The organism is Pseudomonas sp. MM213, from assembly GCF_020423045.1.
Taxonomy (GTDB): domain Bacteria; phylum Pseudomonadota; class Gammaproteobacteria; order Pseudomonadales; family Pseudomonadaceae; genus Aquipseudomonas; species Aquipseudomonas migulae.
The window spans coordinates 3,066,212-3,090,314 of sequence record NZ_CP081943.1; the positions used below are offsets into that span (position 1 = coordinate 3,066,212).

At 59.4% G+C, this 24,103-nt stretch carries 28 protein-coding genes; 17 read left to right on the forward strand and 11 right to left on the reverse strand.

The features are described from left to right. Nucleotides 1-147: 147 nt before the first annotated feature. From K5R88_RS13905 to K5R88_RS13915, 3 genes are all read left to right on the forward strand, one after another. Nucleotides 148-1,332: a colicin E3/pyocin S6 family cytotoxin gene (locus K5R88_RS13905; RefSeq protein WP_226300126.1), complete on the forward strand. Its 1,185-nt coding sequence runs from the start codon at nucleotides 148-150 to the stop codon at nucleotides 1,330-1,332. Further along, nucleotides 1,329-1,595, forward strand: coding sequence for a DUF7683 domain-containing protein (locus tag K5R88_RS13910; RefSeq protein ID WP_329959901.1), 267 nt, complete (start codon nucleotides 1,329-1,331; stop codon nucleotides 1,593-1,595). The genes K5R88_RS13905 and K5R88_RS13910 overlap by 4 nt, the downstream gene beginning before the upstream one ends. 355 nt (nucleotides 1,596-1,950) lie before the next feature. Further along, nucleotides 1,951-2,940, forward strand: coding sequence for a hypothetical protein (locus tag K5R88_RS13915; RefSeq protein WP_226300127.1), 990 nt, complete (start codon nucleotides 1,951-1,953; stop codon nucleotides 2,938-2,940). Between the two features lie 6 nt (nucleotides 2,941-2,946). On the opposite strand, the gene K5R88_RS13920 is transcribed toward K5R88_RS13915, so the two are convergent. Beyond that, the gene (locus K5R88_RS13920) at nucleotides 2,947-3,762 is read right to left on the reverse strand and encodes a sulfite exporter TauE/SafE family protein (RefSeq protein WP_226300128.1); all 816 of its coding nucleotides are present in this window, start codon (nucleotides 3,760-3,762) and stop codon (nucleotides 2,947-2,949) included. Between the two features lie 112 nt (nucleotides 3,763-3,874). Between K5R88_RS13920 and K5R88_RS13925 the strand changes: the two genes are divergently transcribed. After that, nucleotides 3,875-4,642, forward strand: a complete 768-nt coding sequence (locus K5R88_RS13925; protein ID WP_226300129.1) for an AraC family transcriptional regulator — start codon at nucleotides 3,875-3,877, stop codon at nucleotides 4,640-4,642. A 93-nt stretch (nucleotides 4,643-4,735) separates the two neighbouring features. Further along, nucleotides 4,736-5,053, forward strand: a complete 318-nt coding sequence (locus K5R88_RS13930; protein ID WP_226300130.1) for a helix-turn-helix transcriptional regulator — start codon at nucleotides 4,736-4,738, stop codon at nucleotides 5,051-5,053. Nucleotides 5,054-5,101: 48 nt separating this feature from the next. Here K5R88_RS13930 and K5R88_RS13935 read toward each other — a convergent pair whose 3' ends face one another. Beyond that, nucleotides 5,102-6,148 (reverse strand): MBL fold metallo-hydrolase, encoded by a 1,047-nt coding sequence (locus K5R88_RS13935; protein WP_226300131.1) that lies wholly within the window; start codon nucleotides 6,146-6,148, stop codon nucleotides 5,102-5,104. A gap of 213 nt (nucleotides 6,149-6,361) precedes the next feature. On the opposite strand from K5R88_RS13935, the gene K5R88_RS13940 reads away from it, so the two are divergent. Next, entirely contained in the window at nucleotides 6,362-6,970 is a 609-nt protein-coding gene (locus K5R88_RS13940) for a TetR/AcrR family transcriptional regulator (protein ID WP_008034835.1), read from the forward strand. 18 nt (nucleotides 6,971-6,988) lie between these two features. Here K5R88_RS13940 and K5R88_RS13945 read toward each other — a convergent pair whose 3' ends face one another. Beyond that, nucleotides 6,989-7,930: a LysR family transcriptional regulator gene (locus K5R88_RS13945; RefSeq protein WP_226300132.1), complete on the reverse strand. Its 942-nt coding sequence runs from the start codon at nucleotides 7,928-7,930 to the stop codon at nucleotides 6,989-6,991. A gap of 15 nt (nucleotides 7,931-7,945) precedes the next feature. On the opposite strand from K5R88_RS13945, the gene K5R88_RS13950 reads away from it, so the two are divergent. Together K5R88_RS13950 and K5R88_RS13955 are read left to right on the forward strand one after the other, a co-directional pair. After that, nucleotides 7,946-8,653 (forward strand): CTP synthase C-terminal region-related (seleno)protein, encoded by a 708-nt coding sequence (locus tag K5R88_RS13950; RefSeq protein WP_226300133.1) that lies wholly within the window; start codon nucleotides 7,946-7,948, stop codon nucleotides 8,651-8,653. Further along, nucleotides 8,650-8,973 (forward strand): antibiotic biosynthesis monooxygenase family protein, encoded by a 324-nt coding sequence (locus K5R88_RS13955; protein WP_192229146.1) that lies wholly within the window; start codon nucleotides 8,650-8,652, stop codon nucleotides 8,971-8,973. The genes K5R88_RS13950 and K5R88_RS13955 overlap by 4 nt, the downstream gene beginning before the upstream one ends. Before the next feature lie 131 nt (nucleotides 8,974-9,104). Here the strand turns inward: K5R88_RS13955 and K5R88_RS13960 are convergent, their stop codons facing one another. Further along, nucleotides 9,105-9,431 (reverse strand): DUF2025 family protein, encoded by a 327-nt coding sequence (locus K5R88_RS13960; protein ID WP_008032544.1) that lies wholly within the window; start codon nucleotides 9,429-9,431, stop codon nucleotides 9,105-9,107. A gap of 221 nt (nucleotides 9,432-9,652) precedes the next feature. Here K5R88_RS13960 and K5R88_RS13965 point away from each other — a divergent pair, with 221 nt between their 5' ends. Together K5R88_RS13965 and K5R88_RS13970 are read left to right on the forward strand one after the other, a co-directional pair. Continuing rightward, nucleotides 9,653-10,780: a glycerophosphodiester phosphodiesterase gene (locus K5R88_RS13965; protein WP_008038520.1), complete on the forward strand. Its 1,128-nt coding sequence runs from the start codon at nucleotides 9,653-9,655 to the stop codon at nucleotides 10,778-10,780. Nucleotides 10,781-10,971: 191 nt separating this feature from the next. Continuing rightward, entirely contained in the window at nucleotides 10,972-11,277 is a 306-nt protein-coding gene (locus tag K5R88_RS13970) for a PepSY domain-containing protein (RefSeq protein ID WP_223481258.1), read from the forward strand. 58 nt (nucleotides 11,278-11,335) lie between these two features. Here the strand turns inward: K5R88_RS13970 and K5R88_RS13975 are convergent, their stop codons facing one another. After that, nucleotides 11,336-11,767 carry a hypothetical protein gene (locus tag K5R88_RS13975; RefSeq protein ID WP_226300134.1) on the reverse strand — a complete coding sequence of 144 codons (432 nt, stop codon included), beginning with the start codon at nucleotides 11,765-11,767 and terminating at the stop codon, nucleotides 11,336-11,338. A 111-nt stretch (nucleotides 11,768-11,878) separates the two neighbouring features. Beyond that, nucleotides 11,879-13,504 carry a methyl-accepting chemotaxis protein gene (locus K5R88_RS13980; protein WP_226300135.1) on the reverse strand — a complete coding sequence of 542 codons (1,626 nt, stop codon included), beginning with the start codon at nucleotides 13,502-13,504 and terminating at the stop codon, nucleotides 11,879-11,881. A 358-nt stretch (nucleotides 13,505-13,862) separates the two neighbouring features. Here K5R88_RS13980 and K5R88_RS13985 point away from each other — a divergent pair, with 358 nt between their 5' ends. The 4 genes from K5R88_RS13985 (at nucleotide 13,863) to K5R88_RS14000 (ending at nucleotide 18,565) form a co-directional block, all read left to right on the forward strand. Continuing rightward, nucleotides 13,863-14,885, forward strand: a complete 1,023-nt coding sequence (locus K5R88_RS13985) for a transporter (RefSeq protein WP_226300136.1) — start codon at nucleotides 13,863-13,865, stop codon at nucleotides 14,883-14,885. A gap of 228 nt (nucleotides 14,886-15,113) precedes the next feature. Further along, complete coding sequence (locus K5R88_RS13990) at nucleotides 15,114-16,727, forward strand: inorganic phosphate transporter (protein ID WP_008038529.1); 1,614 nt, start codon at nucleotides 15,114-15,116, stop codon at nucleotides 16,725-16,727. A gap of 252 nt (nucleotides 16,728-16,979) precedes the next feature. Beyond that, nucleotides 16,980-17,846 (forward strand): hypothetical protein, encoded by an 867-nt coding sequence (locus tag K5R88_RS13995; RefSeq protein ID WP_008038531.1) that lies wholly within the window; start codon nucleotides 16,980-16,982, stop codon nucleotides 17,844-17,846. Beyond that, on the forward strand, nucleotides 17,843-18,565 hold the full coding sequence (locus K5R88_RS14000) for a TylF/MycF/NovP-related O-methyltransferase (RefSeq protein WP_056725897.1): 723 nt from the start codon (nucleotides 17,843-17,845) through the stop codon (nucleotides 18,563-18,565). The genes K5R88_RS13995 and K5R88_RS14000 overlap by 4 nt, the downstream gene beginning before the upstream one ends. A 46-nt stretch (nucleotides 18,566-18,611) precedes the next feature. Here the strand turns inward: K5R88_RS14000 and K5R88_RS14005 are convergent, their stop codons facing one another. Beyond that, complete coding sequence (locus K5R88_RS14005; RefSeq protein WP_192229143.1) at nucleotides 18,612-19,049, reverse strand: multidrug/biocide efflux PACE transporter; 438 nt, start codon at nucleotides 19,047-19,049, stop codon at nucleotides 18,612-18,614. Between the two features lie 90 nt (nucleotides 19,050-19,139). Here K5R88_RS14005 and K5R88_RS14010 point away from each other — a divergent pair, with 90 nt between their 5' ends. Continuing rightward, the gene (locus K5R88_RS14010; RefSeq protein ID WP_226300137.1) at nucleotides 19,140-19,994 is read left to right on the forward strand and encodes a LysR family transcriptional regulator; all 855 of its coding nucleotides are present in this window, start codon (nucleotides 19,140-19,142) and stop codon (nucleotides 19,992-19,994) included. Between the two features lie 95 nt (nucleotides 19,995-20,089). Here K5R88_RS14010 and K5R88_RS14015 read toward each other — a convergent pair whose 3' ends face one another. The 3 genes from K5R88_RS14015 to K5R88_RS14025 all read right to left on the reverse strand — a co-directional run bounded on the left by K5R88_RS14015 (nucleotide 20,090) and on the right by K5R88_RS14025 (nucleotide 22,211). After that, a complete protein-coding gene (locus K5R88_RS14015) occupies nucleotides 20,090-21,325 on the reverse strand; it encodes an RNA polymerase sigma factor (protein ID WP_226300138.1) in 1,236 nt (411 codons plus the stop codon). Between the two features lie 48 nt (nucleotides 21,326-21,373). Then, a complete protein-coding gene (locus K5R88_RS14020; protein ID WP_008032567.1) occupies nucleotides 21,374-21,718 on the reverse strand; it encodes a YciI family protein in 345 nt (114 codons plus the stop codon). A gap of 67 nt (nucleotides 21,719-21,785) precedes the next feature. Further along, the gene (locus K5R88_RS14025) at nucleotides 21,786-22,211 is read right to left on the reverse strand and encodes a YybH family protein (protein ID WP_008038540.1); all 426 of its coding nucleotides are present in this window, start codon (nucleotides 22,209-22,211) and stop codon (nucleotides 21,786-21,788) included. A 141-nt stretch (nucleotides 22,212-22,352) separates the two neighbouring features. On the opposite strand from K5R88_RS14025, the gene K5R88_RS14030 reads away from it, so the two are divergent. Beyond that, a complete protein-coding gene (locus tag K5R88_RS14030) occupies nucleotides 22,353-22,838 on the forward strand; it encodes a GNAT family N-acetyltransferase (RefSeq protein WP_226300139.1) in 486 nt (161 codons plus the stop codon). Nucleotides 22,839-22,845: 7 nt separating this feature from the next. Next, nucleotides 22,846-23,451: a pyridoxamine 5'-phosphate oxidase family protein gene (locus K5R88_RS14035; protein ID WP_226300140.1), complete on the forward strand. Its 606-nt coding sequence runs from the start codon at nucleotides 22,846-22,848 to the stop codon at nucleotides 23,449-23,451. A gap of 133 nt (nucleotides 23,452-23,584) precedes the next feature. Here the strand turns inward: K5R88_RS14035 and K5R88_RS14040 are convergent, their stop codons facing one another. Next, nucleotides 23,585-24,073 carry a GNAT family N-acetyltransferase gene (locus K5R88_RS14040; protein ID WP_226300141.1) on the reverse strand — a complete coding sequence of 163 codons (489 nt, stop codon included), beginning with the start codon at nucleotides 24,071-24,073 and terminating at the stop codon, nucleotides 23,585-23,587. Nucleotides 24,074-24,103 lie beyond the last annotated feature (30 nt).

A 24,103-nucleotide genomic window follows, 5' to 3' on the forward strand; every position in this document is an offset into this window, starting at 1 on the left:
AGTCCTAAGGACTGCGCTGCAATCCCGATAAAAAGAGAAACCGCTTAGAGTCATTCAGGATCCGTCCTACAGCCACGATTAGCCACGTTCGTTAACGTCGCGCAGCCCCTTTCCGGGGCTGTCGATGGATGAACGAAAGGATGATCAGTGGCTGGCAACAAGGACATTCCGCGGGTTAAGAATCCGCCCTCCGGCGATGGGCATCACGTCACCTATCGCTACATGACTGCCACCGAGTTGGCCGAGCGGGACGCTAGACAAAAAGCCTATGAGGCCATGCTGGCCAGGCAAGACGCCTTCGAACGCGGCCGTCAGGTCATAGCGGAAAAGCAAAGACCCACTCAAGCTGGATGTGTCTTCGCCAAGTCCTGCAAGCTGCCGGACGCCATCATCGATTACTCGAATCCCTCAGAGATGGTGCCGACCGATAGCCTGAAAGACTACGGTGACCTGATTCTGCTAGGTGCTCGCGAAGCGGACGAATCAGGCGCGGTGCCACTGAAGAAGATCAGTGGCACTGCGATTCCCGCTGGGCTGGGTTCTCTCGCCTTGGCCGGCTCGGCATTCGCCGCTGCTCCTGTGGTTGCGGCGAGCGCCGTAACAGCAACGCTGGTTGGCCTTGTTGCGCTGTTCACACCATCGAGTCTGGGCGACAGCTCGCTTTACACCGACGACCAACTCCGTGCGCTCAAACAGGCCCGTACCCGCGTTCGCCTGCGGGTCGAGCAACAGACTGACGGCAGCCTCAAGGGATATGGTTTCTACACCGGCAAAAATCGCGATTGGGAAATGGTTGATGTCGTGCAGTTCACATTGCGTGGCAGCCAGCAGGTGGCTGACCTGGGTCACGGCATTGAACTGATCTGGACGCCGGCCGTGGATGGCTCCGACATCCTGGGCATTCCGGCGCTGGAGGCTGCCCCGCAAGCGCCACATATCTGGGTTTACCCGCCAACGAAAGCGGCTGACAGCATCATCGTGAACCCGGTTTATCCGCCGGAGTACAAGGATTTCATTCTGGTGTTCCCGGCGGATTCGGGGATTAGGCCGGTTTATGTTGTGGTGAGTGTTGCTGACCACAATTACCATCCCGCACCGAAGGGGCTAATTGCCTTTCCCGATGCAACGAGAGCGAAACGTAAGACCCCGCTAAAAGGCGGCGGTGGCCTTCGAAAACGATGGAAAACGTCAAAAGGGACAATTTTTGAATGGGACTCGCAGCACGGCACTGTGGAGATGTACGACAAACGCGGCCGCCATCTCGGAGAATATGATCCGACTACCGGCAAGCAAACCAAACCTGCAGACAGCTCCAGGAGTGTGGAACCATGATTTATGTAATCGAAGCCTTTCACAAACATAACGAACTGCTGGCATTCGAAGTGGAGCTACCGGCTGGGTGCGATCAGGAAATTAAAAACATTATGGGTTGGACTGCTGAGCAGCAAGGATGGGAAGGATACGACCTTACGGACGAGCAGCTTGGAGCCTTGGAGGCTTTGTTGGGAAAAAAGTGTATGACGCAGCCTACCTATTTCAACTTAGCTGCAACGCTTGAACATATGAGTGGGACACCAATTTGGCACCTCCACTGAGTTAGCCAAGCTAGATGAAGTCGGAGACTTTCGATAGGCGAGCTATCGAGGTTAGTCGCCGTCAAAAATGACGCCTCAAACCTCTCTGTCTCGACCTTGCTCTTAGCACCCAAGTCACCTGCTCATTCAACTGATCAAGCCCAAGTATTGTAGGAACGAGCTTGCTCGCGATGGTCGTGAACGGTAACGCGTGTAACCAGATGCCCCGTGGTGTTCTTGGGTTTTTCGCGAGCAAGCTTCGCTCCTACAGGGGACGGTGTGTTGCCGTTGATTTTGTGGTGCTTTAAAAGAGTGGGTGCAACCCGCCTCGCCTCCCGCTATTAATACCCTCCCCACTCAAGGACCCGAGCCCGCCATGAAATTCGACCTCGCCTACTGCCTCAGCCTCGACGACAAGTTGTCGATCTATGACGTGCGCGATCTGAATTTCGACGAGACCATGGATTTCGATTCCGCCAAGGAACATTTCCAATGCCCCAATGACGCATGCAGGGCGGCCTTCGATGCGGCAAACGTGCTGACGACGTTCAACGCCAAAAACGTGAATTACGTTCGCACCCCGCACTTCAAGAACACGCCCAGCACCCGGCATGTCGCGGATTGTCCTTATGTCAGTCTCAAGGCGCCGGCGCCGGGTGTGGATGCGGACGGTGCGGAAACGGATGACAGTCGCGAGGAGCATTTCCCGTCGGAGTTGTTACTGACTCGGCGTCAGTATGTGCGTAAGCCGTCTAACCCGGCGGTTGCGGCGGATGTAACGCGGGACGATCCGAAACCTCTTACACAGCCCAGCGATACCGAGCACCCAAGCCACGAATCAGCGCCGGACAAAACCAGTGTCTTCGCCCACCCGGTGGAGTGTTTTGTGTCGAACTTCGAGGACAAGGAGCTGCTCAAGCGCGTGCCGCTGAAGATTGGCGAGCACACGGCGCCTTATGGGTCGTTCTTCAAGAAGATCGAATACCTGACGGACAACAAGGGGCTGATTTACTGGGGCAAGATCAAGGAGATCAAGGATTACACGCAGAGCTTTCGCATCGATTTCGAGCAGAAGGTCTGGTTCAAGCAAGCGGATGAGGCGAAGAAGAAGCCTTATTCGGTCAACGTTTACCTGAGCAAGAAGTTGATCGAGAACTACCGCAAGCGCAAAGCGTTTCTGGAAGAGATCAAGCACGCCATCGACAGTGAAGCGGAGCTGTATTGCTTCTTTTATGGCGTGACGCCGGAGTTGAAGCAGGTGCCGAGCAAGAAAAACCCCGAGCAGACGTTCGGGGTGTTCAGTGCGAATATCGAGAACCTGGATCACTTCATTATTCGTGAGGCGCCGGGGTTGGAGGCGAAGTGACGGTGTTCAATTCAGACTCATGCTGAGCATCACCACGACCAGCAAACCGATGTACACCCGCGCATGTATCCGATCCGGAATCCGCCCGATCCACGGCGTGGCCAATCGAATCCCTACCAACGAGCCCATCGTCAAAACCGCAAACGCCAGCAGATCCACATAACCGACAAACCACGCCCCCAAATCAAAATCGCTAAACCCCGCCATCGCCATGTAAGTCACGGTCCCGGCCAACGCAACGGGCAGGCTTAGTGGATTAGCCATGGATGTTGCCTGCGACATGCTCAACCCGCATCGACGCAACAACGGCACGGTCATGACGCTGCCGCCTACGCCGAGAAACGTGGCGATGGCGCCGATTCCTACGCCGCCACCAGAAACTTCCGCCCTCCCCAATCGCCGTGGGATTCCATTACCTGCGTGCGTAAGAAAACCGCGTCTAAACAGGCAATCCACAATGGTCACGCCCAGGTAGGCAATGAACGCATACCGAATCACCTCGCCACTCACCCACATCGCCGCCACGGCACCGACCACCGCGCCCAGCCCGATAAACCCGCCCAACGGCCACAGGTAATGGCGAATCAGATTACCGGCGCGGTGATGTTTTCCGGTGGCGACCAGGGCGTTGACGATCATCACGCAGGTCGAGGTGGCGACGGCGATGTGCATCGCCGATTGGCCGATGGGGTCGTCGGCACCGTGGCTGGCCATGAGCATGCGGTACAGCAATGGCACGACGACGAAGCCGCCGCCGAAGCCGAACAGCACGGCGGTGATGCCGGTCATGCAGCCGAAGAGTGTCAGCAGGAGGTAGAACATTGTGCGTCGTCCGTTGGTTGAGAGTGGTCGACGATAGAGCGATGTGGCTTGGCCTGCTTCAGCAAGTGAGCCAATAATGTTTGCGTTTACGCCAACTGCTGGAAGCCGCTTGATGCGCAATGTTTCGATTAATGTGCTGGATGACACGCCACGGTCGGTGGTGGCGATCGGTACGGATTATTCCTACGGGCATGTGCTGCCTAGTCATACACACCGACGGGCGCAGTTGTTGTACGGCGCGACCGGGGTGATGCAGGTCGGCACGCACGATGGCAACTGGGTGGTGCCGCCGCAGCGGGCGGTGTGGATTCCGGCGGGGGTGGCGCATGAGGTGTTGATGCTGGGGGTGAGCACTCGCAGCTTGTACATCGAGCCGGGTGCTGTGGACTTGGGCGAGCGTTGTCAGGTGATCAGTGTTTCGCCGTTGATGCGGCATTTGCTGATGGAGGCGGTGGAGGTTCCGCTGGCGTACGACGAGGCCGGGCGCGATGGCGCGTTGATCGAGTTGCTGCTGCATGAGCTGGCGCGCAGTGCTCACTTGCCGTTGCACATTCCGCTGCCGGTCGATGCGCGGCTGCTTGGGTTGTGCCAGGGCTTCTTGCAGCGACCCGATGTTCATCAATCGCCGCAGCAATGGGCGGATCAGATGCACGTCAGTCTGCGCACGTTCAATCGGCTGTTCCGCCAGCAGACCGACCTGAGTTTCAGCCAGTGGCGGCAGCGCGCCTGCGTGGTGCTGGCGTTGGCGCGATTGGCGGTGGGTGAGCCGGTGACGCGGATTGCGCTGGATTTCGGTTATGACAGCCCGGCGGCGTTTTCGACGATGTTTCGTCGTGTGTTGGGTCAGGCGCCGTCCGTCTGGTTGGCAGGGGCGAAATAGCAGAATTCAAAAAATGAGTTTGATCCGGGCGCAAAACAACTGTACAAAAACACAGTATATTTTGAATCAGCACTCTCGAGCCCGGAGAACACCATGGCCTCTTATGCGATGAAAATCACCCTGGAACGTATCGCCCTCTTCCAATTCACCCCCACCCATTGCGCCCAGGCCCGGGCGATGTTGGGTTGGAGCGTTGATGAGCTGTCTCGGGAGTCTGGCGTTTTGGTTGATGTGATTGAGCGATTTGAGGCCCGGCGCGATGTGCCGGATGCTGATCGGCTGGCGTTGGCGTATCGGTTTGAATCGGAGGGGTTGGTGTTCTTCCCGGGGTTTGCGCCGGGGCGAGGGATGAGTGTTAGAGGGACTGAGTCGAATTCGGTGGGGCGGACGGATTTTGCGATGGTTGAGTGAGGTGTCGGCACGAGCCGCTTGCATCACAAGCGGCCGGGCTTCGATACGTCATGCGTTCTGGATTTCCACCTGATCGCCGACGTTTTCCATCCCCAACCACCAAGCACTCCCCCGCTGCGGATACATCACGTTAAACGCCTCACCCATCTGCGGCGTGGTAATCGAAACACTGCGCTCCCAGGCCAATGCCAGTATCCGGTCAAACGGTTCGAACCAGGCGTGCATCGACAGATCGAAGGTGCCGTTGTGAATGGGCAGTAACCAGCGGCCTTTCAGGTCGATGTGCGCTTGCAGGGTTTCTTCGGGTTGCATGTGCACATGCGGCCACTCGACGTTGTAGGCGCCGGTTTCCATCAGTGTCAGGTCGAACGGGCCGAACTGTTCGCCGATGCGTTTGAAGCCGTCGAAGTAGCCGCTGTCGCCGCTGAAGAAGATTCGTGTGTCGGCGTCGATCATCACCCACGAGGCCCACAGCGTGCTGTTGCCATCGAACAGCCCACGGCCGGAAAAGTGTTGCGACGGGGTGGCGACGAATTGGATGCCGTCGACTTCGGTGCCTTGCCACCAGTCGAGTTGGCGCACTTTGCTGGCGTCGATGCCCCACTTGATCAGGGTGTCGCCGACGCCCAGCGGCGTGAGGAAGTATTTGGTTTTGTCCGCCAGTTTGAGCACGGCCTGATAGTCGAGGTGGTCGTAATGATCGTGGGACAGGATTACCGCTTCAATCGGCGGTAGTTCTTCGAGGCTGATCGGTGGTTGGTGAAAGCGTTTCGGGCCGGCCCATTGCACCGGTGAAGCGCGTTCGGCGAAGACCGGGTCGGTGATCCAGAATTTGTCCCGCAGTTTCAGCAATACCGTGGAATGACCGAGGCGATAGACGCTGTGGTTGGGCGCGGCGATCAACGCGTCGTGGGTCAGGCGCTGCACCGGAACGGCCGCCGTCGGGCGGGTGTTACGGGGTTTGTGGAAGATCATGTTCCACATGATGCGCACCATTTTGCGCAAGCCTTCTCGTTGCACGGGCGCATGGTTGCGGAAGTGCCCTTCGGCCTGACGGGACGCTTCAGGTGCAGAAACGTTAATGGAATTGGCCATGACTGAATGACTCCAGGAAACCGCACGATGTGCAGTTTCTACGGTGGGACGATAAATGGCCAAGGCACGCACGCATCAGCCGAACACTCTATTTTTGGCTGCGCAGGATTAACGAAACATTACACTGCACAGTGTAGTTTCTAGGTTGCATCAAAGCTGATCACAAGTAAACTGCCAAGTGTAATTCTTAATTTCTTCTGCCGAAGCGTACTTATGACAGCTCCACAGCGCCTGACCGACCGAAAACGCGAAGCGATCATTCAAGCGGCGATTGCCGAATTCCGGGCCAACGGTTTCGACATCACCAGCATGGACAAGATCGCCGCCACCGCTGGCGTGTCGAAGCGCACGGTGTACAACCACTTCCCCAGCAAGGAAGAGTTGTTCGCCGAAATCCTCAATCAATTATGGGCCCGGGTGACGGCGGAACAGGAAACAGCCTACCGCCCTGACTTGCCGCTGCGCGAGCAGATGCGCCGCATGCTGATGGCGAAATTGCAGATGCTGGGCGATGACAATTTTCTCGACCTGGCGCGGGTCGCCATCGCGGCCACCATCCACTCCCCCGAGCGCGCGCAGAACATGGTCGAGAGAATGGGCAAGCGCGAAGAAGGTTTGACCGTGTGGATTCGCGCCGCTCAGGCCGATGGGCGATTGAAGCCGGTCGACCCGGAGTTTGCCGCGCAACAGATTCAGGGGATGCTCAAATCCTTTGCATTCTGGCCGCAGATTTCCATGGGGCTACCCGGCCTGTCGCCTGAAATGCAGACCACCGTCGTGGACTCCGCGCTGGACATGTTCCTCGCCTGTTACCAGCTCTGAATCAAGCGCCTGCAAGCATTACAGCAATTTCAACGCCCGCCCCAACTCATCGAACAACGTCACCACCGAACGCAAGGCGCGACAGTCCGGGCGGGTCAGCAACCACAACGCGGTGTCGTAACCGTGCAACGGCTCACTCAACGGTTGCAGCCCGTCATCGATCAGAAAGTCCGGCAATGCTGCGACACCGAGCCCGGCTCGCACCAGCTCAGTCACCGACAACATGCTGTTGCAACGATAACCCGGTGTGACGCCGGGCAATTGCTGACGACGCCACGCGACGGTGGGGTGATCGGGGAGGAAGTCGTCCGGGGCGATCCATGTCAGCGCGGCCAAGTCTTCGGTATCGACCGTTTTCAGATACGCCGTGCTCGCACAGACGCGATACGACACCTGCGCCAGGCATCGGCCCACCAAGTGTTCCGGCGGATTCCGGGTCAGGCGCAAGGCGATGTCCGCGTCCCGCCGGCTGAGATTGGCGAAGTCGTTGGACGTGCTCAGCTCGATCGTCAGCGCCGGATAGCCGGGCATGAACTGCGCCAGCGCCGGCAGCAACAAACCTTGTAAAACCGAATCGGTGCAGGTCAGGCGTACGGTGCCGCTGATGACTTCACCGCCCTGCTCCACGCCGATGCGCGCAGCCTCCAGCGCTTGCTCGGCGCGCTCAGCCTGTTCGGCCAAGGTCTGCGCAAGACTGGTGGGCAAGTAGCCGGCGCGGCTTTTTTCGAACAGTTGCTGGCCCAGCGCGGCTTCCAGTCGGCGCACGGCGCGGAACACGGTCGAAACGTCGACCTTCAACAGCGCCGAGGCCCGGGCCAGCGAGCCGCCGCGCACGAGGGCGAGGATCAGGGACAGGTCGGGGTAGTCCAGTCGATAGTGCGCTGCTGCATTGATCACTTGGGATAACGCCAATGTTGAGTGCGTGAGCGCCAATCTATAGTGGGCTCCAGAAATCAACAAGCGTCGAGAGCCCTCATGGAAAACAGCGCCATCCACATCGCCCTGATCGGCGATTACGACCCGCAAGTCACCGCCCACCAGGCGATTCCCGTCGCCCTCGGCATGGCTGCCGAACACGCCGGACTGGACGTGCAGTTCCAGTGGCTGGCCACCGACGGCATCAACGACGAAACGTCGCTGCAAGACTTCGACGGTTTTTGGTGCGTGCCCGCCAGCCCTTACCGCAATGAAGACGGTGCGCTGCGAGCGATTCGCTTTGCCCGCGAACAACAGCGACCTTTCCTCGGTACGTGTGGCGGTTTTCAGCACGCGGTACTCGAATACGCCCGCAACGTTCTGGGATGGGGAGATGCCGAGCACGGCGAGACATCACCCGATGCCACGCGTGCGTTGCTCACACCACTGACTTGCTCGCTAGTGGAAGCCATCGACAGCATTCAACTGGTTGAAGGTTCGTTGATCGCCAAGGCGTACGAAAACCCGGAGATTCGTGAAGGCTATCGCTGCCGTTATGGTGTGAATCCGCAGTTTGAGCGGGATTTGCTAAGCCTGGAATTATCCGCGGTGGGGCACGATTCGACGGGGGATTTGCGAGCGGTGGAATTACGCGGGCATCCGTTTTTTGTCGCCACGTTGTTTCAGCCTGAACGTGCCGCGCTCAAAGGAATTGTGCCGCCGCTGGTGAGTGCATTGATCGAAGCGTGTGTGAGGCAGAAATCATGATTGCCCAGACACCGGAACCGCCCTACTACGCGGTGATTTTTACTTCGTTGCGCACAGACGGCGATCAGGGTTACGCCGAGGCTGCCGAGCGCATGGTTGAACTGGCGCGTGAGCAGCCGGGGTTTCTCGGTGTGGAGTCGGCGCGGGGTGAGGACGGGCTCGGGATTACGGTTTCCTATTGGGCCAGTGAGGCGGCGATTGTGGCGTGGAAACATCATCCCGAGCACAGCGCGATTCGTGAGCGTGGGCGCTCGACCTGGTATGCGGCGTGCAGTACGCGAGTGTGCAGGGTTGAGCGGGCCTATGAGTTCAAGCTGTAAATCATGCGGTGTTTTTTAGGCCGCCATCGCCGGCAAGCCGGTCTCGCTCCCACAGGGGATAGGTGTCGTACACAAAACCAGTGTGGGAGCGAGCCTGCTCGCGATGGGGCCATCAAAAACACCACAAAAATTCAGCCCCGCACCAAACTCCGCACCGCCGAAATCTCCGGCACTTCCCGCCGATTCATGTACACCCGCAACGGCTCGGTAATGTTGATCCGGTCGTCGATGTTCTGGTCCAGCAACAACTGAATCAACTCGCGCTTCAGCGTCATGACCTGCTCCGGCCCCGACGCCCAGACGAATTCACTTACAGGAATGATGCCGTCATCCGCCACGTCCATGCCGAAGGAATCTTCGCTGAAACGCACGATGTATTGGCCGGTCTTGCGATTGAGACCGACGAAGCCTTTGAGTTGGTCGGCGGCCTGGCAGATGAGTTCGGAAGTGATGCGCATATAAACCTCACACAAGTGATCGATGGTTTACACGCAGGGCAAGATAAAGGGCGTTCCCTCTGCCGGGGAAGCTGCCGGGGCCAAGAGTACTGCAAAGAACCGCACAAATGCGCTGAAAAAATCCGCTTTAAACACGTTTATGTCGGTCTCGCGATAGCGCAAGCGGCGTTCAGTTGTTAAAAGGGACGTCTTTGAAAACACTCTGCGAAAGGATCTCGACCATGCCTGTAACTTTCACCAAGAGCGCCCTGCTGCTGAGCATGCTGCTCGGTCTCGGCCAGGCGCAGGCCGCCAGCGAGCCAAGCCCAACTTCACTGGCCACACATGCAGGCATTCCGCACCCGGCGGTGATTGCCCACCGTGGCGCGTCCTTCGATGCACCGGAATCCACCGCCGCCGCCTACAAACTGGCGCGCGACCTGGGTGCCGATTACCTGGAACTCGACCTGCAACGCAGCAAGGACGGCGTGCTGTTTGCCCTGCACGACAACAACCTGCAACGCACCACCGACGTCGCCAGCAAATTCCCTGAGCGCAAGGACAGCCCGGCCAATGCGTTCACCATCGCCGAGCTGAAAACCCTCGACGCCGGCAGCTGGTTCAACACGGCTTACCCGGACCGCGCGCGTCCTTCCTTTGCCGGCCTGAAAATCCTGACCCTCGATGAAATCATCGACATCGCCCAGGGCAATCCGCTGCACAAGCCTGGCCTATACATCGAAACCAAGGAGCCGAAGCAATTCCCCGGCCTCGAACGTGACCTCAAGGATAAATTGCAGGATCGCGGATGGCTGAGCCCGGCGGGTTCGAAACTGGCGAAAAGCGAACTCGCCGTCGGCCAGGGCAAAGGTAAGGTGGTGCTGCAAACCTTCGAGAAGAGCAGCCTCGAACTGCTGGAAAAGGAAATGCCGCAAGTGCCGAAGATCCTGCTGTTGTGGGTCGGCGAAGGCAGCATCGAGCCCAAGTCCAAGGTGACGTTCGCCGAGTCCGGCGACAAGGACAAAGCCACGTACTACGCCAAACAGGAACCGAAGGACAAAGCCGAATTCCAGCAATGGGTCGAGTACGCCAAGGCTCAAGGCGCGATCGGCACCGGCCCTTCTGCCGCACTGACCAAGGGTGGCGATCAGAGCTACTCGGACCTGGTCAAACCGTGGATGAACCAGTACACCCACGATCAGGGTTTGCTGGTGCACGTCTACACCATCGATGATGCGGTGGATTACCAGAAGGTCATGGACGCCGGGGTTGATGGCATCTTCACCAACCGCGCCAGCGAGTTGTTGAAGTTCTACAAACGTCCGGCGGCGGGTACGGTTGCGCAGTTGTTGCAGAACAACGGGTATTGATCCGCGGCAACAAATGCACCGTGTTGAATTCTTCGCGGGCAAGCCTCGCTCCTACAGGTTTCTCAGACTCCTGTAGGAGCGAGGCTTGCCCGCGAAGCTTTTACAAACGACACGTTATGGGAATTAAGGGTGAATTAAGTTGCCCCAGTTAATCTGGCCCCACTTAAACAGCTCACCAAGGAAAGAACCTCATGAAGACTTTGACTGCCCTGTTCACCGTTGCCGCCCTGACCCTCACTGCTGGCCTGGCGCAAGCTGATGTCCGCGTCGACCAGATCCCTGAGCTGGTCAAGAGCGGCAAGATCAAGCCGCTGGAAGAAATGAACCAGGCTGCCCTGAAACTGCACCCGGGTGCGACCATCACCGACACCGACCTGGACAACCACTTCAATGGCTTCGAGTACGAAGTGGAACTGAAAACCGCTGACGGCAAAGAATTTGACGTGGATTTCGATGCCACCACTGGCAAAGTCCTGAGCAACAAACAAGACACCTGATACGCGCACAACAAAGCCGCACGATTTTCGGATCGTGCGGCTTTTTTGTGTTTTCGAATCAGGCCGACGTACTGACCATCGATCCAGCAGTGCTGCTGCCTTCTTCCTGCAACGCCGCCAACAACGCCGCCGTTGCGGTCTGCAACGAACCTGAGGTCGTCGCAATCTGCGACTGAGCCGCTGCCACATCGGCAGCCTTGGCGTCTGCACTTTCCTGTTTGGCCTGGGCCGCTTGCAGTTGTTGCTGTTGTTCCTGCAATTGCTTTTGTAGCTCGGCGATCTGCTTGCGCAGTGCTTTCACCGAGTCCGATTCTTCGCTGCTGCTGGAGCTGCCGCCACTCGCTGCCGGTGCGCCGCCGGCGGACACTTTGGTGGTGTCGCTGGACGCCTCGGCGCTGGCGGTGACAGACGTGTCGTCTGTGCTTGCTGTGGCTTTGGCCGAAGCAGTGGCGACGGGCTGGATGATCGAAACAGACGAGATGCTAACCATGGCGTTTTCCATTGAGGTGATGGGAATACGCTCATCATCGACATCGGGGCAGCGGACTTGAGATCGACTGTGTACCCACTCGGTAAGCAAGCCGGTACACAACCATTTCCCTTAGGCGCTCAAGCGCGCCGTCACTTCATTCAACTGCCCCGACAACCCGTGCAGGTTGTGGCTGGCGGCTTCAGTGCGTTGCACGTTGTCGAGGTTGGTACTGGCGATGCTGGTGATCTCGGTGAGGTTGCGCGAGATGTCTTCGGCGACCGAAGTCTGCTCTTCGGCGGCGGTGGCGATCTGGCGGTTCATGTCGCGAATCGCTTCCACGGCATGCGTGATGCGCTCCAGCATGGCGCCGGCCTCGGTCACTTGCTGAACGCTTTCCTCGCTACGCGACTGGCCGCTTTCTATCGCCTGAGCCGCGTCCACCGCACCGGTTTGCACGGTCTGGATGATCTGGTTGATCTCGATGATCGACGCCGCCGTGCGCTGGGCCAGGCTGCGTACTTCATCGGCCACCACGGCAAAACCGCGCCCCGCCTCACCGGCACGCGCCGCTTCGATGGCGGCGTTGAGTGCCAGCAGGTTGGTTTGCTCGGCGATGCCGCGAATCACTTCCAGCACCTTGCCGATGCGGCCGCTGTCGGTTTCCAGTTGGCGGATGACGGTCGCCGTGTTGGCGATTTCGCCGCGCATGCGAGTGATGGTGTGGATGGTGCCCTGCATGACTTTTTCGCCTTGTTGGGCGGACTGGTCGGCATCGTCGGCGGCACGTGCCGCATCAGCGGCGTGACGTGCGACTTCCTGAGCAGTGGCAGACATTTCGTTCATCGCTGTGGCCACCTGATCAGTGCGGTTGAACTGTTCGTTGGTGCCACTGGCCATGAGGCTGGCGATCGAATTCAACTCACTGCTGGCGCCGTCCAGATCCTTGGCACTGACCTGTAAGCGGCTGAAAGTTTCAGCGAGGAAATCACGCAGCGTATTGGCCGCAATCGCCAGTTTGCCCAGCTCGTCCTGGCGGGTGCTGGCCACGCGTTCGGCAAACTTGCCCTGGGCAAGTTGCGCCACGTAGTCGATCAATTTGCGGATCGGTTCAACCAGGTTGCGATTGACCAGCCACAGGCTCAACAGCCCGATCAACAAGCCCGAAGCGAGCATCACAATGATGCCCAGCAACACGGTGCGATCTGCGCTGGCGCTGATCAGCTTCGACTGCTCGACGCCCTGTTTGCGCAATTCGCTGACCAGTTCACTCATCTGATCGCTGGCTGCACGGTCGACACCTTTGACTGCCGTGTCGCCCGCCGTTGGATCGGCACCGGCCGCCACGTAGGCATCGCGACCCTTCTGGTATGCCGCGCCCAACTGACGATGCTCGTCACGCAGGCGTTCGATGCGGGTCTTGAGTTGCGGCTCAATGCCCTTCTGCCCGGCCAGTTCGCCGAGGATGCCCTGCACCTCGCGCTGACGGTCTTCGAATTGCTTCCAGTATTTGTCCAGGTCTGCCGGTTGCTTGCCACGCAGCAGAACGTTTTTCCATTCCTGCACCTGCACCTTGAATTGCAGGTTGGCTTCATCGATCAATTGCGAAGTGTGCAGCGGACCGTCAATGAGATTCGCGTAGCTTTGAACGCCATTCGACAGAAAGTGAAAACAGGCCAGAGCGATCAACAGCATCGCAAACAGGCTGCCGCTCAACAGGGCGAGAATTTGCGCTCTCAAGGACTTTTGCAAAGACATCGGAAGGTACTCGTGACAGGAATGAGGCACGCCTTGGGGGGCGTGAAAGTAATCCGGACATTCCCTGTCTACAGCGTCGAACGCATGCTTTTGTAGGAGCCGGCTTGCTGGCGATAGCGTCCGGTCAGTCGGGAAATCTATTGACTGGCAGCACGCTATCGTCGGAACGCCGCCCGCAGCAAGCTGGCTCCTACGAGATCGGCGTGTCAGGGCCGTTCTTGAGCGGTTCCGACCGCCGGTAGAAGGCACTTGGCCAGCCACACGAAGCTGTCACAAAACTGTCAAGACGCCTTGCGATGATGCGGCTCAAGTGAACCTGTGAAACCCGCGACAGGCCGCCTCCTCACAGCGAGACCTCATGAACCACAGCATCGACCAAAGCCATCGCGACCCGGACCTGTTCGGTCTGCTGTACGGTTTCAGTTTTCGTCCCGGCGAACGCGGTCGGGAAATCGATTCGGCCATGGCGTTGCGGTCCCTGCAACAACCGGACGACAGCGACGAATTTCTCTGGCTGCACCTGAACCTCGCTCATGCCGCGTGCGAGCGCTGGATGAAAAGTCATCTGGAATTGCCCGACAAGTTTTTCGAAGCCTTGCATGAAGGCTCGCGTTCGACGCGCATCGAGCATGTCGATTCGGCGTTGCTGGCGGTGGTCAACGACGTGGTGTTCAACCTCAGCAGCATGGTCTCTTCGGATGTGTCGACGCTGTGGGTGTGTGCGCGCAGTCGGCTGATCATCAGCGCACGCCTGCAACCGCTGCACTCGGTGGACAAGTTGCGCTCCTCGGTGAAGGCCGGTGAGCGCTTTCGCTCGCCGCTGGAATTGCTCGTGCATTTGCTGCGCGACCAGGGCGAAGTGCTGACGCAGATCGTGCGCAAGACCAGCCTCAGTGTCGATCAGATAGAAGACGAACTGCTGTCCTCGCGGCTGTCGACCAACCGCGCAGAGCTGGGCGCCAATCGCCGGGTGCTGGTGCGCTTGCAACGGCTGCTGGCGCTGGAGCCGGGCTCGTTGCTGCGCCTGCTCAATCGCCCGCCGCAATGGTTGCAGAAGGAAGACGTGAAGGAGCTGCGCAAGTCCACCGAGGAGTTTGCGCTGATCATCAACGACCTCACGGCGCTGGGTGAGCGGATCAAGCTGTTGCAGGAAGAGATTGCCGCCAACCTCAACGAGCAAAGCAACCGCACGCTGTTCACCTTGACCGTAGTCACAGTGCTGGCCTTGCCGATCAACATCATTGCCGGTTTTTTTGGCATGAACGTGGGGGGCGTGCCGCTATCGCAGGACCCGGAGGGGTTCTGGATCCTGGTGGCCTTGGTCGCGACGTTTACGGTGATTGCGGGGCGTTGGGCATTCAAAAAACGCGAGGATTATTAAGCAACCACCACCTCTGTAGGAGCGAGGCTTGCCCGCGAATGAGGCGCCGCGGTATGCCTGATACACCGCGATATCGTTCTTCGCGGGCAAGCCTCGCTCCTACAGGGACGGTGTCAAGTTCGGATCGGTGGTATCAGCAAAAAACCCAAACACTGACCCAACGCAGCCTCCCTGTAATATTTAGCAACGATCATGACCGACACACTTCCCTCCTCAGGATTGTCCGGCATGGCTACTCCTTCCTTTTCCGCTGCCCAGGCGCCCGCCAGCAGCGCCAGACCGCAGCTCGACAAGAAACCCAACCTGTTCACCCTGGTGATTTTCTTCGGTGTACTGGCCAGTGGACTGTTGTTCACCGCGTACAGCCTGATGCACGACATGAGCGAACTCGGCACGGTGGTCACCACCTGGACGCCGTTTCTGCTGCTGGGCGTGGCGCTGCTGATCGCGCTGGGCTTTGAGTTCGTCAACGGTTTCCACGACACCGCCAACGCGGTGGCCACGGTGATTTACACCAACTCGATGCCGCCGAATTTCGCAGTGGCCTGGTCCGGGTTCTTCAACTTCCTGGGGGTGTTGCTGTCCAGCGGCGCGGTGGCGTTCGGCATCATCGCCCTGCTGCCGGTGGAGCTGATTCTGCAGGTCGGTTCGTCCGCCGGGTTCGCGATGATTTTCGCCCTGCTGATCGCCGCGATCCTGTGGAACCTCGGCACCTGGTGGCTGGGCTTGCCGGCGTCGTCGTCGCACACGCTGATCGGTTCGATCATTGGTGTCGGCGTGGCCAATGCCCTGATGCATGGCCGCGATGGCACCAGCGGCGTGGACTGGGCGCAGGCCACCAAGATCGGTTATGCGCTGTTGCTCTCGCCGCTGGTCGGCTTTGGTTTTGCCGCGCTGTTGCTGCTGGCCTTGCGCGCCTTCGTCAAGAATCGCGCGCTGTACAAGGCGCCAAAAGGCAACACGCCGCCACCGTGGTGGATTCGCGGCATGCTGATCGTGACCTGCACCGGCGTGTCGTTTGCCCACGGTTCCAACGATGGCCAGAAAGGCATGGGCCTGATCATGCTGATTCTGGTCGGCACGCTGCCCATGGCCTATGCGCTGAACCGCACCATGCCGGCCGATCAGGCCTTGCAGTTCGCCGCCGTCGCCGAAGTCACCCAGCAAGCACTGGTGAAAAATTCGCCGCTGCCGGCACCGGCCGACCCGCGTGCGGTGTTGTCTGACTACGTGCGCAGCAAGGAGGCCGCGCCGCAACTGATCCCGGCCCTCGCCGCGCTCACCGGCCGTATCGGTGCCGAGGTCAAGGGTTACGGCTCGTTGTCCAAAGTGCCCGCCGAAGCCGTGGGTAACGTGCGTAACGACATGTACCTGGCCAGCGAAACCATTCGCCTGATGGACAAGAACAAGGTCGGCAACTTCGACGCCGACACCAGCGGCAAGCTGCAACTGTTCAAGCAGCAGATCGACAATTCGACGCGGTTTATTCCGTTGTGGGTAAAGATCGCGGTGGCGATTGCCCTGGGCCTGGGCACCATGGTCGGCTGGAAACGCATTGTGGTGACGGTCGGTGAAAAGATCGGCAAGTCCCACCTGACCTACGCGCAAGGCGCCTCGGCGGAAACCGTGGCCATGCTGACCATCGGCGCGGCGGACATGTTCGGATTGCCGGTGTCGACCACCCACGTGTTGTCTTCAGGGGTGGCCGGGACCATGGTCGCCAACGGCGGCGGCTTGCAGATGAAGACCATCCGCAATCTGCTGATGGCGTGGGTGTTGACCTTGCCGGCGGCGATTGTGCTGTCGGGCAGTTTGTATTGGTTGTTCACCCAAATCTTCTAGTTTCAACACTGCCCTCTGTAGGAGCGAGGCTTGCCCGCGAAGGCGGTGTGTCAGTCGACAACATTTGTTGAATGACACACCGCCTTCGCGGGCAAGCCTCGCTCCTACAGGGGATTTTTTTGTCTGGAGAATGCTTTTCGTCGCAAATTCAGGGGATTGCGCTTTTATTGATCCTCCGCCCACCGGATTGCACTTCAGTTTGCTAACGTGTGGCCGACTCTTAAGAGACTCGATGTATTCAGGAGAGGAACCGTGAATCTGTACATCAATCAGCTTCAACACAAAGCTGACTTCAAAGAAGCCATCTATGGCGGCGACATCTTCCTGAACACACAACTGCGCGCCGCCAAAGAGCTGTGCGCGTTCGCCCAGGAAAGCATCACCGCTGCCTTCGACGGCGAGACCAACCACCAGGCGCTGCACACGCTGATGCCGGTGGAAGAATTCGTCGTACTGGTGACGCGCCTCAAGGGCCAGTTCACCAACAGCCTGCGTGCCAAAGAACTGATTCGCAGCTTCACCGAAGAGATCGGTGCCGCCCCCGAAGAATTCATCTTCGACGTACCGCGTATCCGCGTCGTGCCCAACTACGACTACCTGCATGCGGGCGTCAGCTATGCCTACAAGCCGCATCGCGATACCTGGTACGGCGGCGTCGACTGCCAGATCAATACCTGGATGCCGGTCTACACGATCCAGCCTGACCAGACCATGATGATCAACCCGGCCTACTTCGATGCCCCGGTGAAAAACACCTCGGCACAATGGAGCCTGTCGGACTGGATTGGCGTACAACGTCAACGCGCCAAGGACAACGTCAAGGAAGAGGCACGCCAACACCCGGTGCCCACCGAAGCGATCAACACCGCGTCCGAAATTCGCATCGCCGGCAACACCGCCGAGATGCTGGTTTTCTCGGGCTCACACCTGCACGGCACGGTGCCCAACTACACGCAACAAACCCGTTTCAGCGTGGATTTCCGCCTGATGCACCTCGACGACCTCAAGCACAAGCGCGGCGCGATCAACGTCGACAGCGCCTGCCCTGACGTCGGCGCAGGTTTCAAAGACTATTTCCACGCCCACGACTTTTCTAATTTCCAAGGAATCGAAGCATGACCAAGCGTCGCATCACGCCTGCCGAGGCCCAGTACAACGAAACCCGTACCAACGTTCTGAAACGGGTCGATGCCGAGTACGTGGCCGACGCACCGTTCGTCTTCGCCAACCGCATCGGCGTGACCGCTGCACTGTCGCGTATGGAACTGTTCAAGAAAGTCGCTGAAGTACCGGGCGCGATCATCGAGTGCGGCGTGTACAAGGGCAACTCGCTGATGCTGTACATGCACTTGTCGATGATCCTGGAACCGTACGCGATCAACCGTTCGATCGTGGGCTTCGACACCTTCGAAGGCTTCCAGAGCATCGACAAGAAAGAAGACCCGGCCGACGTCAACGAGACCATGTTCGCCGACACCGACCAGTCGCTGATCCAGGACATGATCGACGCCAACGACCTGCTGCGCCCGGTCAACCGCATCCCGCGTTGCGAACTGGTCAAGGGCGACATCGTCAAGACCGTGCCGGAGTGGGTCAAGACCCGTCCGGACCTGGTCGTGGCCATGCTGATCCTCGACACCGACCTGTACGAATCGACCAAAGTCGCGCTGGAAACCTTCCTGCCGTACATGCCAAAAGGCGCCATCGTGGTGCTGGACGAAGTCGCTTACCGCAACTTCCCGGGCGAAACCAAAGCCCTGCGTGAAGTGCTCGACCTGAACAAGATCGAGCTCAAGCGTCTGCCGTTTGATAGCTGCGTAGGCTACTTCCACGTCTAACGCTCCCTTGTAGGAGCCAGCTTGCTGGCTCCTACAGGGTTTGTTTTCAGGTTTCGCAAGACTCTCGCATCACCATTCGTTCGCGCACTACGTCATACACCCAGTGGTAAACGTAGGTGTACGGCAGGAAAAACAGCAGCACCCCGATATCCAGCAAGAACGCCTGCCACAGGCTGACGTTGAGCCACCAGGCAATCAGCGGCACGCCGACCGCCACCAACCCGCCTTCAAACAGCAGCGCATGAACGACTCGCGTCCAGGCGTTGTGCGCAATCTCGAATCGCGTCAGCACGCGGTCAAAAATCCCGTTGAAGATCACGTTCCAGGCCAGGGCCAGCGCCGCAATGACAACGGTGACGACGCCCATGTCGAGCATCGGCTTGTCCATGATCCACGCCAGCAACGGGGTGCAGATCACGATGGCCAGCAGTTCAAAGCCGATGGCCTGAAAAATACGTTCAGTGATGGATTTGTTGGCGTTCATGAGCAGAACTCCCTGAGTGACTGTGGTTGCCATGATCCATCCTCACGCCGATACTTCATAACCAATAACCATCGATCAAGGCGATAGTTCATGGCCTCTCAGGAAGTGTTGCAGGCGTTTGTGCAAGCGGCGACCCAGGGCTCGTTTTCCGCGGCGGCGCGCAAACTGGGGCGCAGTCAGTCAACCGTCAGTGCTGCGGTGGCGAGCCTGGAGATCGATCTGAATCTGGTGTTGTTCGACCGCAGCAGCCGCAAGCCCACGCTGACGCCGGCCGGGCACGTGATGTTGCAACGGGCCGAGGAAATCCTCGCGGCCACCAGCCGCCTGGAAATGACCGCCAGCCAACTCTCTCAGGGTGTCGAACCGAAGCTGACCGTAGCGATTTCCGACACCTATCAGTCCGACCGTTTCGAAGCGGCGCTCAGTGCGTTCGAGCAGCGTTACCCGGACCTGGAACTCGAATGCCTGATCGCCGAATGCGATGACCTGGTGGCGCTGGTGCAAAGCGGTCGGGCGCATGTGGCGTTCGCCGAGCAACAGGACAGTTACCCGCCGGACCTGGTCAGTTCGACGGTGCAGGAACGCACGGAAATCGCTTTGTTCGTGTCCCGTGAGCATCCGCTGGCGACCCTGACCGGAATCGATCAGGAGCTGTTGCAGCAGCACCGGGAGCTGCGTCTGGCGACCATCGTCAATCCGTATGAAAGCCGGGCGAAGGGGCGCGTGTGGTCGGCACCGAGTTACTTGATGCTGCTGGAAATGGCTCAGGGTGGATTCGGCTGGGCGCCGTTGCCGCGATGGCTGGTGGGGCGGTTTGATGCCGGGACGCTGCAGGAGTTGAACGTGCGAGGGTGGCCGAAGCCGCTGTTCGTTGATGCGCTGTGGTCGCGGCTGCATCCGCCGGGGCCGGCGGGGAGTTGGTTGTTGGGCAAGATGTTGGAATAGCGGTGCGGCCATTCGCGGGCAAGCCTCGCTCCTACGAAAGGTGTGATGAACTTGTAGGAGCGAGGCTTGCCCGCGAAGGGGCCCGCCAAATCACCTCATTCCAACGCTCTGATCCGCGCCTCGATAAACCGCCGCTCCGGCACCTGCTGCGTCAATTCCAACGCCCGCTCATACGCCGCCCGCGCCTCGTCCACTCTGCCCAACTGCCGACAAAACTCCGCCCGCGCCGAATGCGCCAGGTGGTAATCCAGCAAATCTCCCCGCGCCAGAATCCCTTCAACCAACGTCAACCCCGCCAACGGTCCATCGCGCTTGGAGATCGCCGCCGCGCGATTCAGCTCAATCACCGGTGAAGGCACCGCCGCCAACAGCACATCATACAAACCCGCAATCTGCGCCCAGTCCGTCTCCCCCGCCGTCGGCGCTTCGGCATGCACCGCCGCAATCGCCGCTTGCAGGCAGTAAGGTCCGAATCGCCGCGAGGTCAACGCCCGCGCAATCAGCGCGCACCCTTCGGCAATCAACCCGGCATCCCACAGCGTACGGTCCTGCTCATCCAGCACAATCAGCTCGCCACTCGCCGACGTTCGCGCCGGGCGTCGTGACTCATGCAACAGCATCAGCGCCAGCAGGCCCATGACTTCGGGTTCGGGCAGCAATTCCATGACCAATCGACCGAGCCGGATGGCCTCTCGGGTCAGATCCTCGCGAGTCAGTTCAGCACCGATGGACGCCGAGTAACCTTCGTTGAACACCAGGTAAATCACCCGCAGCACGCTGTCGAGACGCTCAGGCAATTCCGCCAGGGTCGGCACCTGATAAGGGATTTTCGCGTCGCGGATTTTCGCCTTGGCACGCACAATGCGCTGGGCAATGGTGGCCGGTGCCGAGAGAAACGCCCGGGCGATTTCTTCGGTGGTCAGGTCGCAGACTTCGCGCAACGTCAGCGGCACTTGAGCATCCGCCGCGAGTGCCGGGTGACAACAGGTGAAGATCAAACGCAGGCGATCGTCTTCCACGTCTTCGTCACTCCAGTCGGCCTGCTCCAGCGCTTCCAGTTGCGCGATCAGCATCGGCCGGGACGCGGCAAACCGCGCGCGCCGACGCAAGCCGTCGATGGCCTTGAAGCGTCCGGTGGACACCAGCCAGGCACGCGGATTGTCCGGCACACCGTCACGCTGCCAACGCTCGACCGCGATGAAAAACGCCTCGTGCAGGGCCTCCTCGGCCAGATCGAAATCACCGAGCAAACGGATCAGGGTCGCGAGGATTCGCCGCGAGTCTTCGCGGTAAACCTGCTCGACCCGAGCCTTGACCGACACGTCAGCCATCAGTACCGATGGCCTTCAATCACCCACATCACCACGCAAACCTCCTTATCAGGGATTCAATTGACGAACCGGTCGCACCTCGACACAGCCGACCCGGGCCGCCGGAATGTTGCCGGCAACCTGGAGGGCTTCATTGAGGTCCTTGGCGTCGATCAGGTAGAAGCCGGCCAACTGCTCCTTGGTTTCGGCGAACGGGCCGTCGGTGATCGACACTTTGCCGTTGCGCATGCGCACGGTGGTCGCGGTCTGCACCGACTCCAGCGCTTCGGCGGCGAGCATGCGGCCGCTGCCCTGGATCGATTCGGCGTAGGCCATGCACTCGGCGTCGTTGGGACTTTCGGGCAGCGAGTGCAACTCCTGTTCGTTGCTGTAGACCAGGCATAAATACTTCATGGGGCTCTCCGGATCGAACTGATCAACTATGGCTGCAGTTTGGCGCGTGGGGGGCACTTCCCGACGATCAGGGCTGCAGACCGAACAGCGCGGTGCCGCTCGTCATGTCGAACGGTGCCGACCAGTGTTCGTGGACGATGCGCCATTGCCCGGCCTCGCGCCGATAGCAGCCGGTCACGCGCATCCAGCAGGCCTGGGTTTCGCCCTTCTCGTTGGTACCGCCGCAATGGGCCAGCCAATGGGCGAAGGCGATGTGCTCGTCGGCCACGATGTTCATCTGGTCAAAATCAAAGGTGTGCGGGCCCTGGCACATTTCCATGCATTCCAGCCAATGCGCGCGGTAGGCCGCCTTGCCGCGAAACTGCAGGGCCTTGACCGCGTCGTAGGAGACGATGTCCTCGGCATACAACGCCATGATTTTCTCGAGATCCTTGGTGATGACCGCCTGACGATAACTGTCGATCAGGGCCTGGATTTCGTGGGTAGCGTTCATGGTGGTTCTCCGTGTTTTTTGTTGTGAAGACACCCTTAGTCGTCCGGCAAGACGCCAGATCGACAGTCAAATTAAAAATAATCCATGGGCGCAAACTCGCTAGAATCCGAGGCTCATTTCTGTTGGAAAAAGGACACTCCAGTGACAACCCGACTCGTGCCTTACGAAAGCCTGAACGCGAAGCAGCGCCAGGAGGTGGAGGCCATCGAAGTTCATCAGGAACAGATCAAGTTCTCCGGCGACATCCACGGTGCATTGCACACCCTGCTGTCCAAACCTGGCCCCGGCGTCAAAGGATTTGCCCTGCTGGTCGAGGATGTCCCGGTGGCTTTCCTGCTGCTCAAACGCCCGCCAGTGCTGCCGGCCTGGGCCGACGAACACAGCGCCACCCTGCATGCGTTGCAAGTCGATCAGCGTCAACAGGGCAAAGGTTATGGCAAGGCCTGCCTGCAAGCCTTACCGGAGGTCGCGCGTCAGACGTTTCCGGAAATACGGGGGCTGGAGTTGTCGGTGGATGCGGACAACGAAGCAGCCATCGCGCTGTATGCAAAATTCGGCTGGGTCGACAGCGGCGAGGCCTATAAGGGCCGGATCGGTTACGAACGGCGGATGGGGCTGATTTTCTGAGGTGGTTATGCTCGACAGCATCGAAGCACTGGAAGCAATTTACGGCCAACCCCACGAACGCGCGGTACGCAAACAAATCGCCTTTCTGAACGAGGATTATCAAGCGATGGTCCGCGCCTCGCCGCTGGTGATCATCAGCTCGGTCGGCCCCGACGGCCTGGACGGCTCGCCGCGCGGTGACACGCCAGGTTTCGTGCGAATCATCGATGAGCGCACCCTGGCGATCCCGGATCGCCCGGGCAACAACCGCATCGACACGCTACGCAATGTGGTGTTCGATCCGCGGGTGTCGCTGTTGTTCATCATCCCGGGGATCGGCGAAACCTTGCGGGTCAACGGCGCAGCGCAGATCAGCAATGAGCCGGCCTTGCTGGAAAGCTTCGCGGTCAACGGCAAATCGGCGCGCACGGTGATGCTGGTGACGGTGGAGGCGGCGTTTTTTCACTGCTCGAAAGCGATTGTGCGTTCGGATTTGTGGAACCCGCAGAAGCACCTGGATCGCTCGGCGCTGCCGACGGCGGGGGCGTTTCACAAGCGCTTGAATGATGGGCAGTTTGATGCAGAGACGTATGACCGGGAGGCGCCGGTGAGGGTGCGGGACAGTCTTTATTAGATCGATGTGGCGACTTTTGGATTGCCTTCGCGGGCAAGCCTCGCTCCTACAGGTTCATGGTGAATTCAGGAGCACACCAAACCTGTAGGAGCGAGGCTTGCCCGCGAAAGCATTTCACACCACACCGCATCAATCAGAGCACCAACACCATCTCATGCCACGCCATTCCGCCATGGTCCGACGCGGAAGGTTTGATGTAGGCAAATCCGAACCCGGCGTACAGCGGAATGTGCCGCTCCTTGCACATCAGGTTGATGCTGGCCTTGCCCAGCGCACGCATGCGCTCGATAAACTCGCCCATCAGACGTTTCGCCAAACCCTGCCCCTGATAATCCGGATGCACCACCACCGACATGATCACCACGTGCGGGCCGGCCGGGTCGTGGCCGATCAGTTCCTTGAACGCTTCGTCCGACATTTCCACCTGAAACGCAGCACCGGAGTTGATGAAACCGGCTACAACGCCGTCCACTTCGGCGACGATAAAACCTTCAGGCCAGGTGGCGATGCGCGTGGCGATTTTTTCTCGGGTGGCAGCTTCGTCACCTTCGTAGGCAACGGTTTCGATGGCGTAGCAGCGGTCCAGGTCAGCGGGGGTGACGTGGCGGATGACGGTGTTCATGGCGGCTCGGAATCAGCGGGGAAAGGCTGG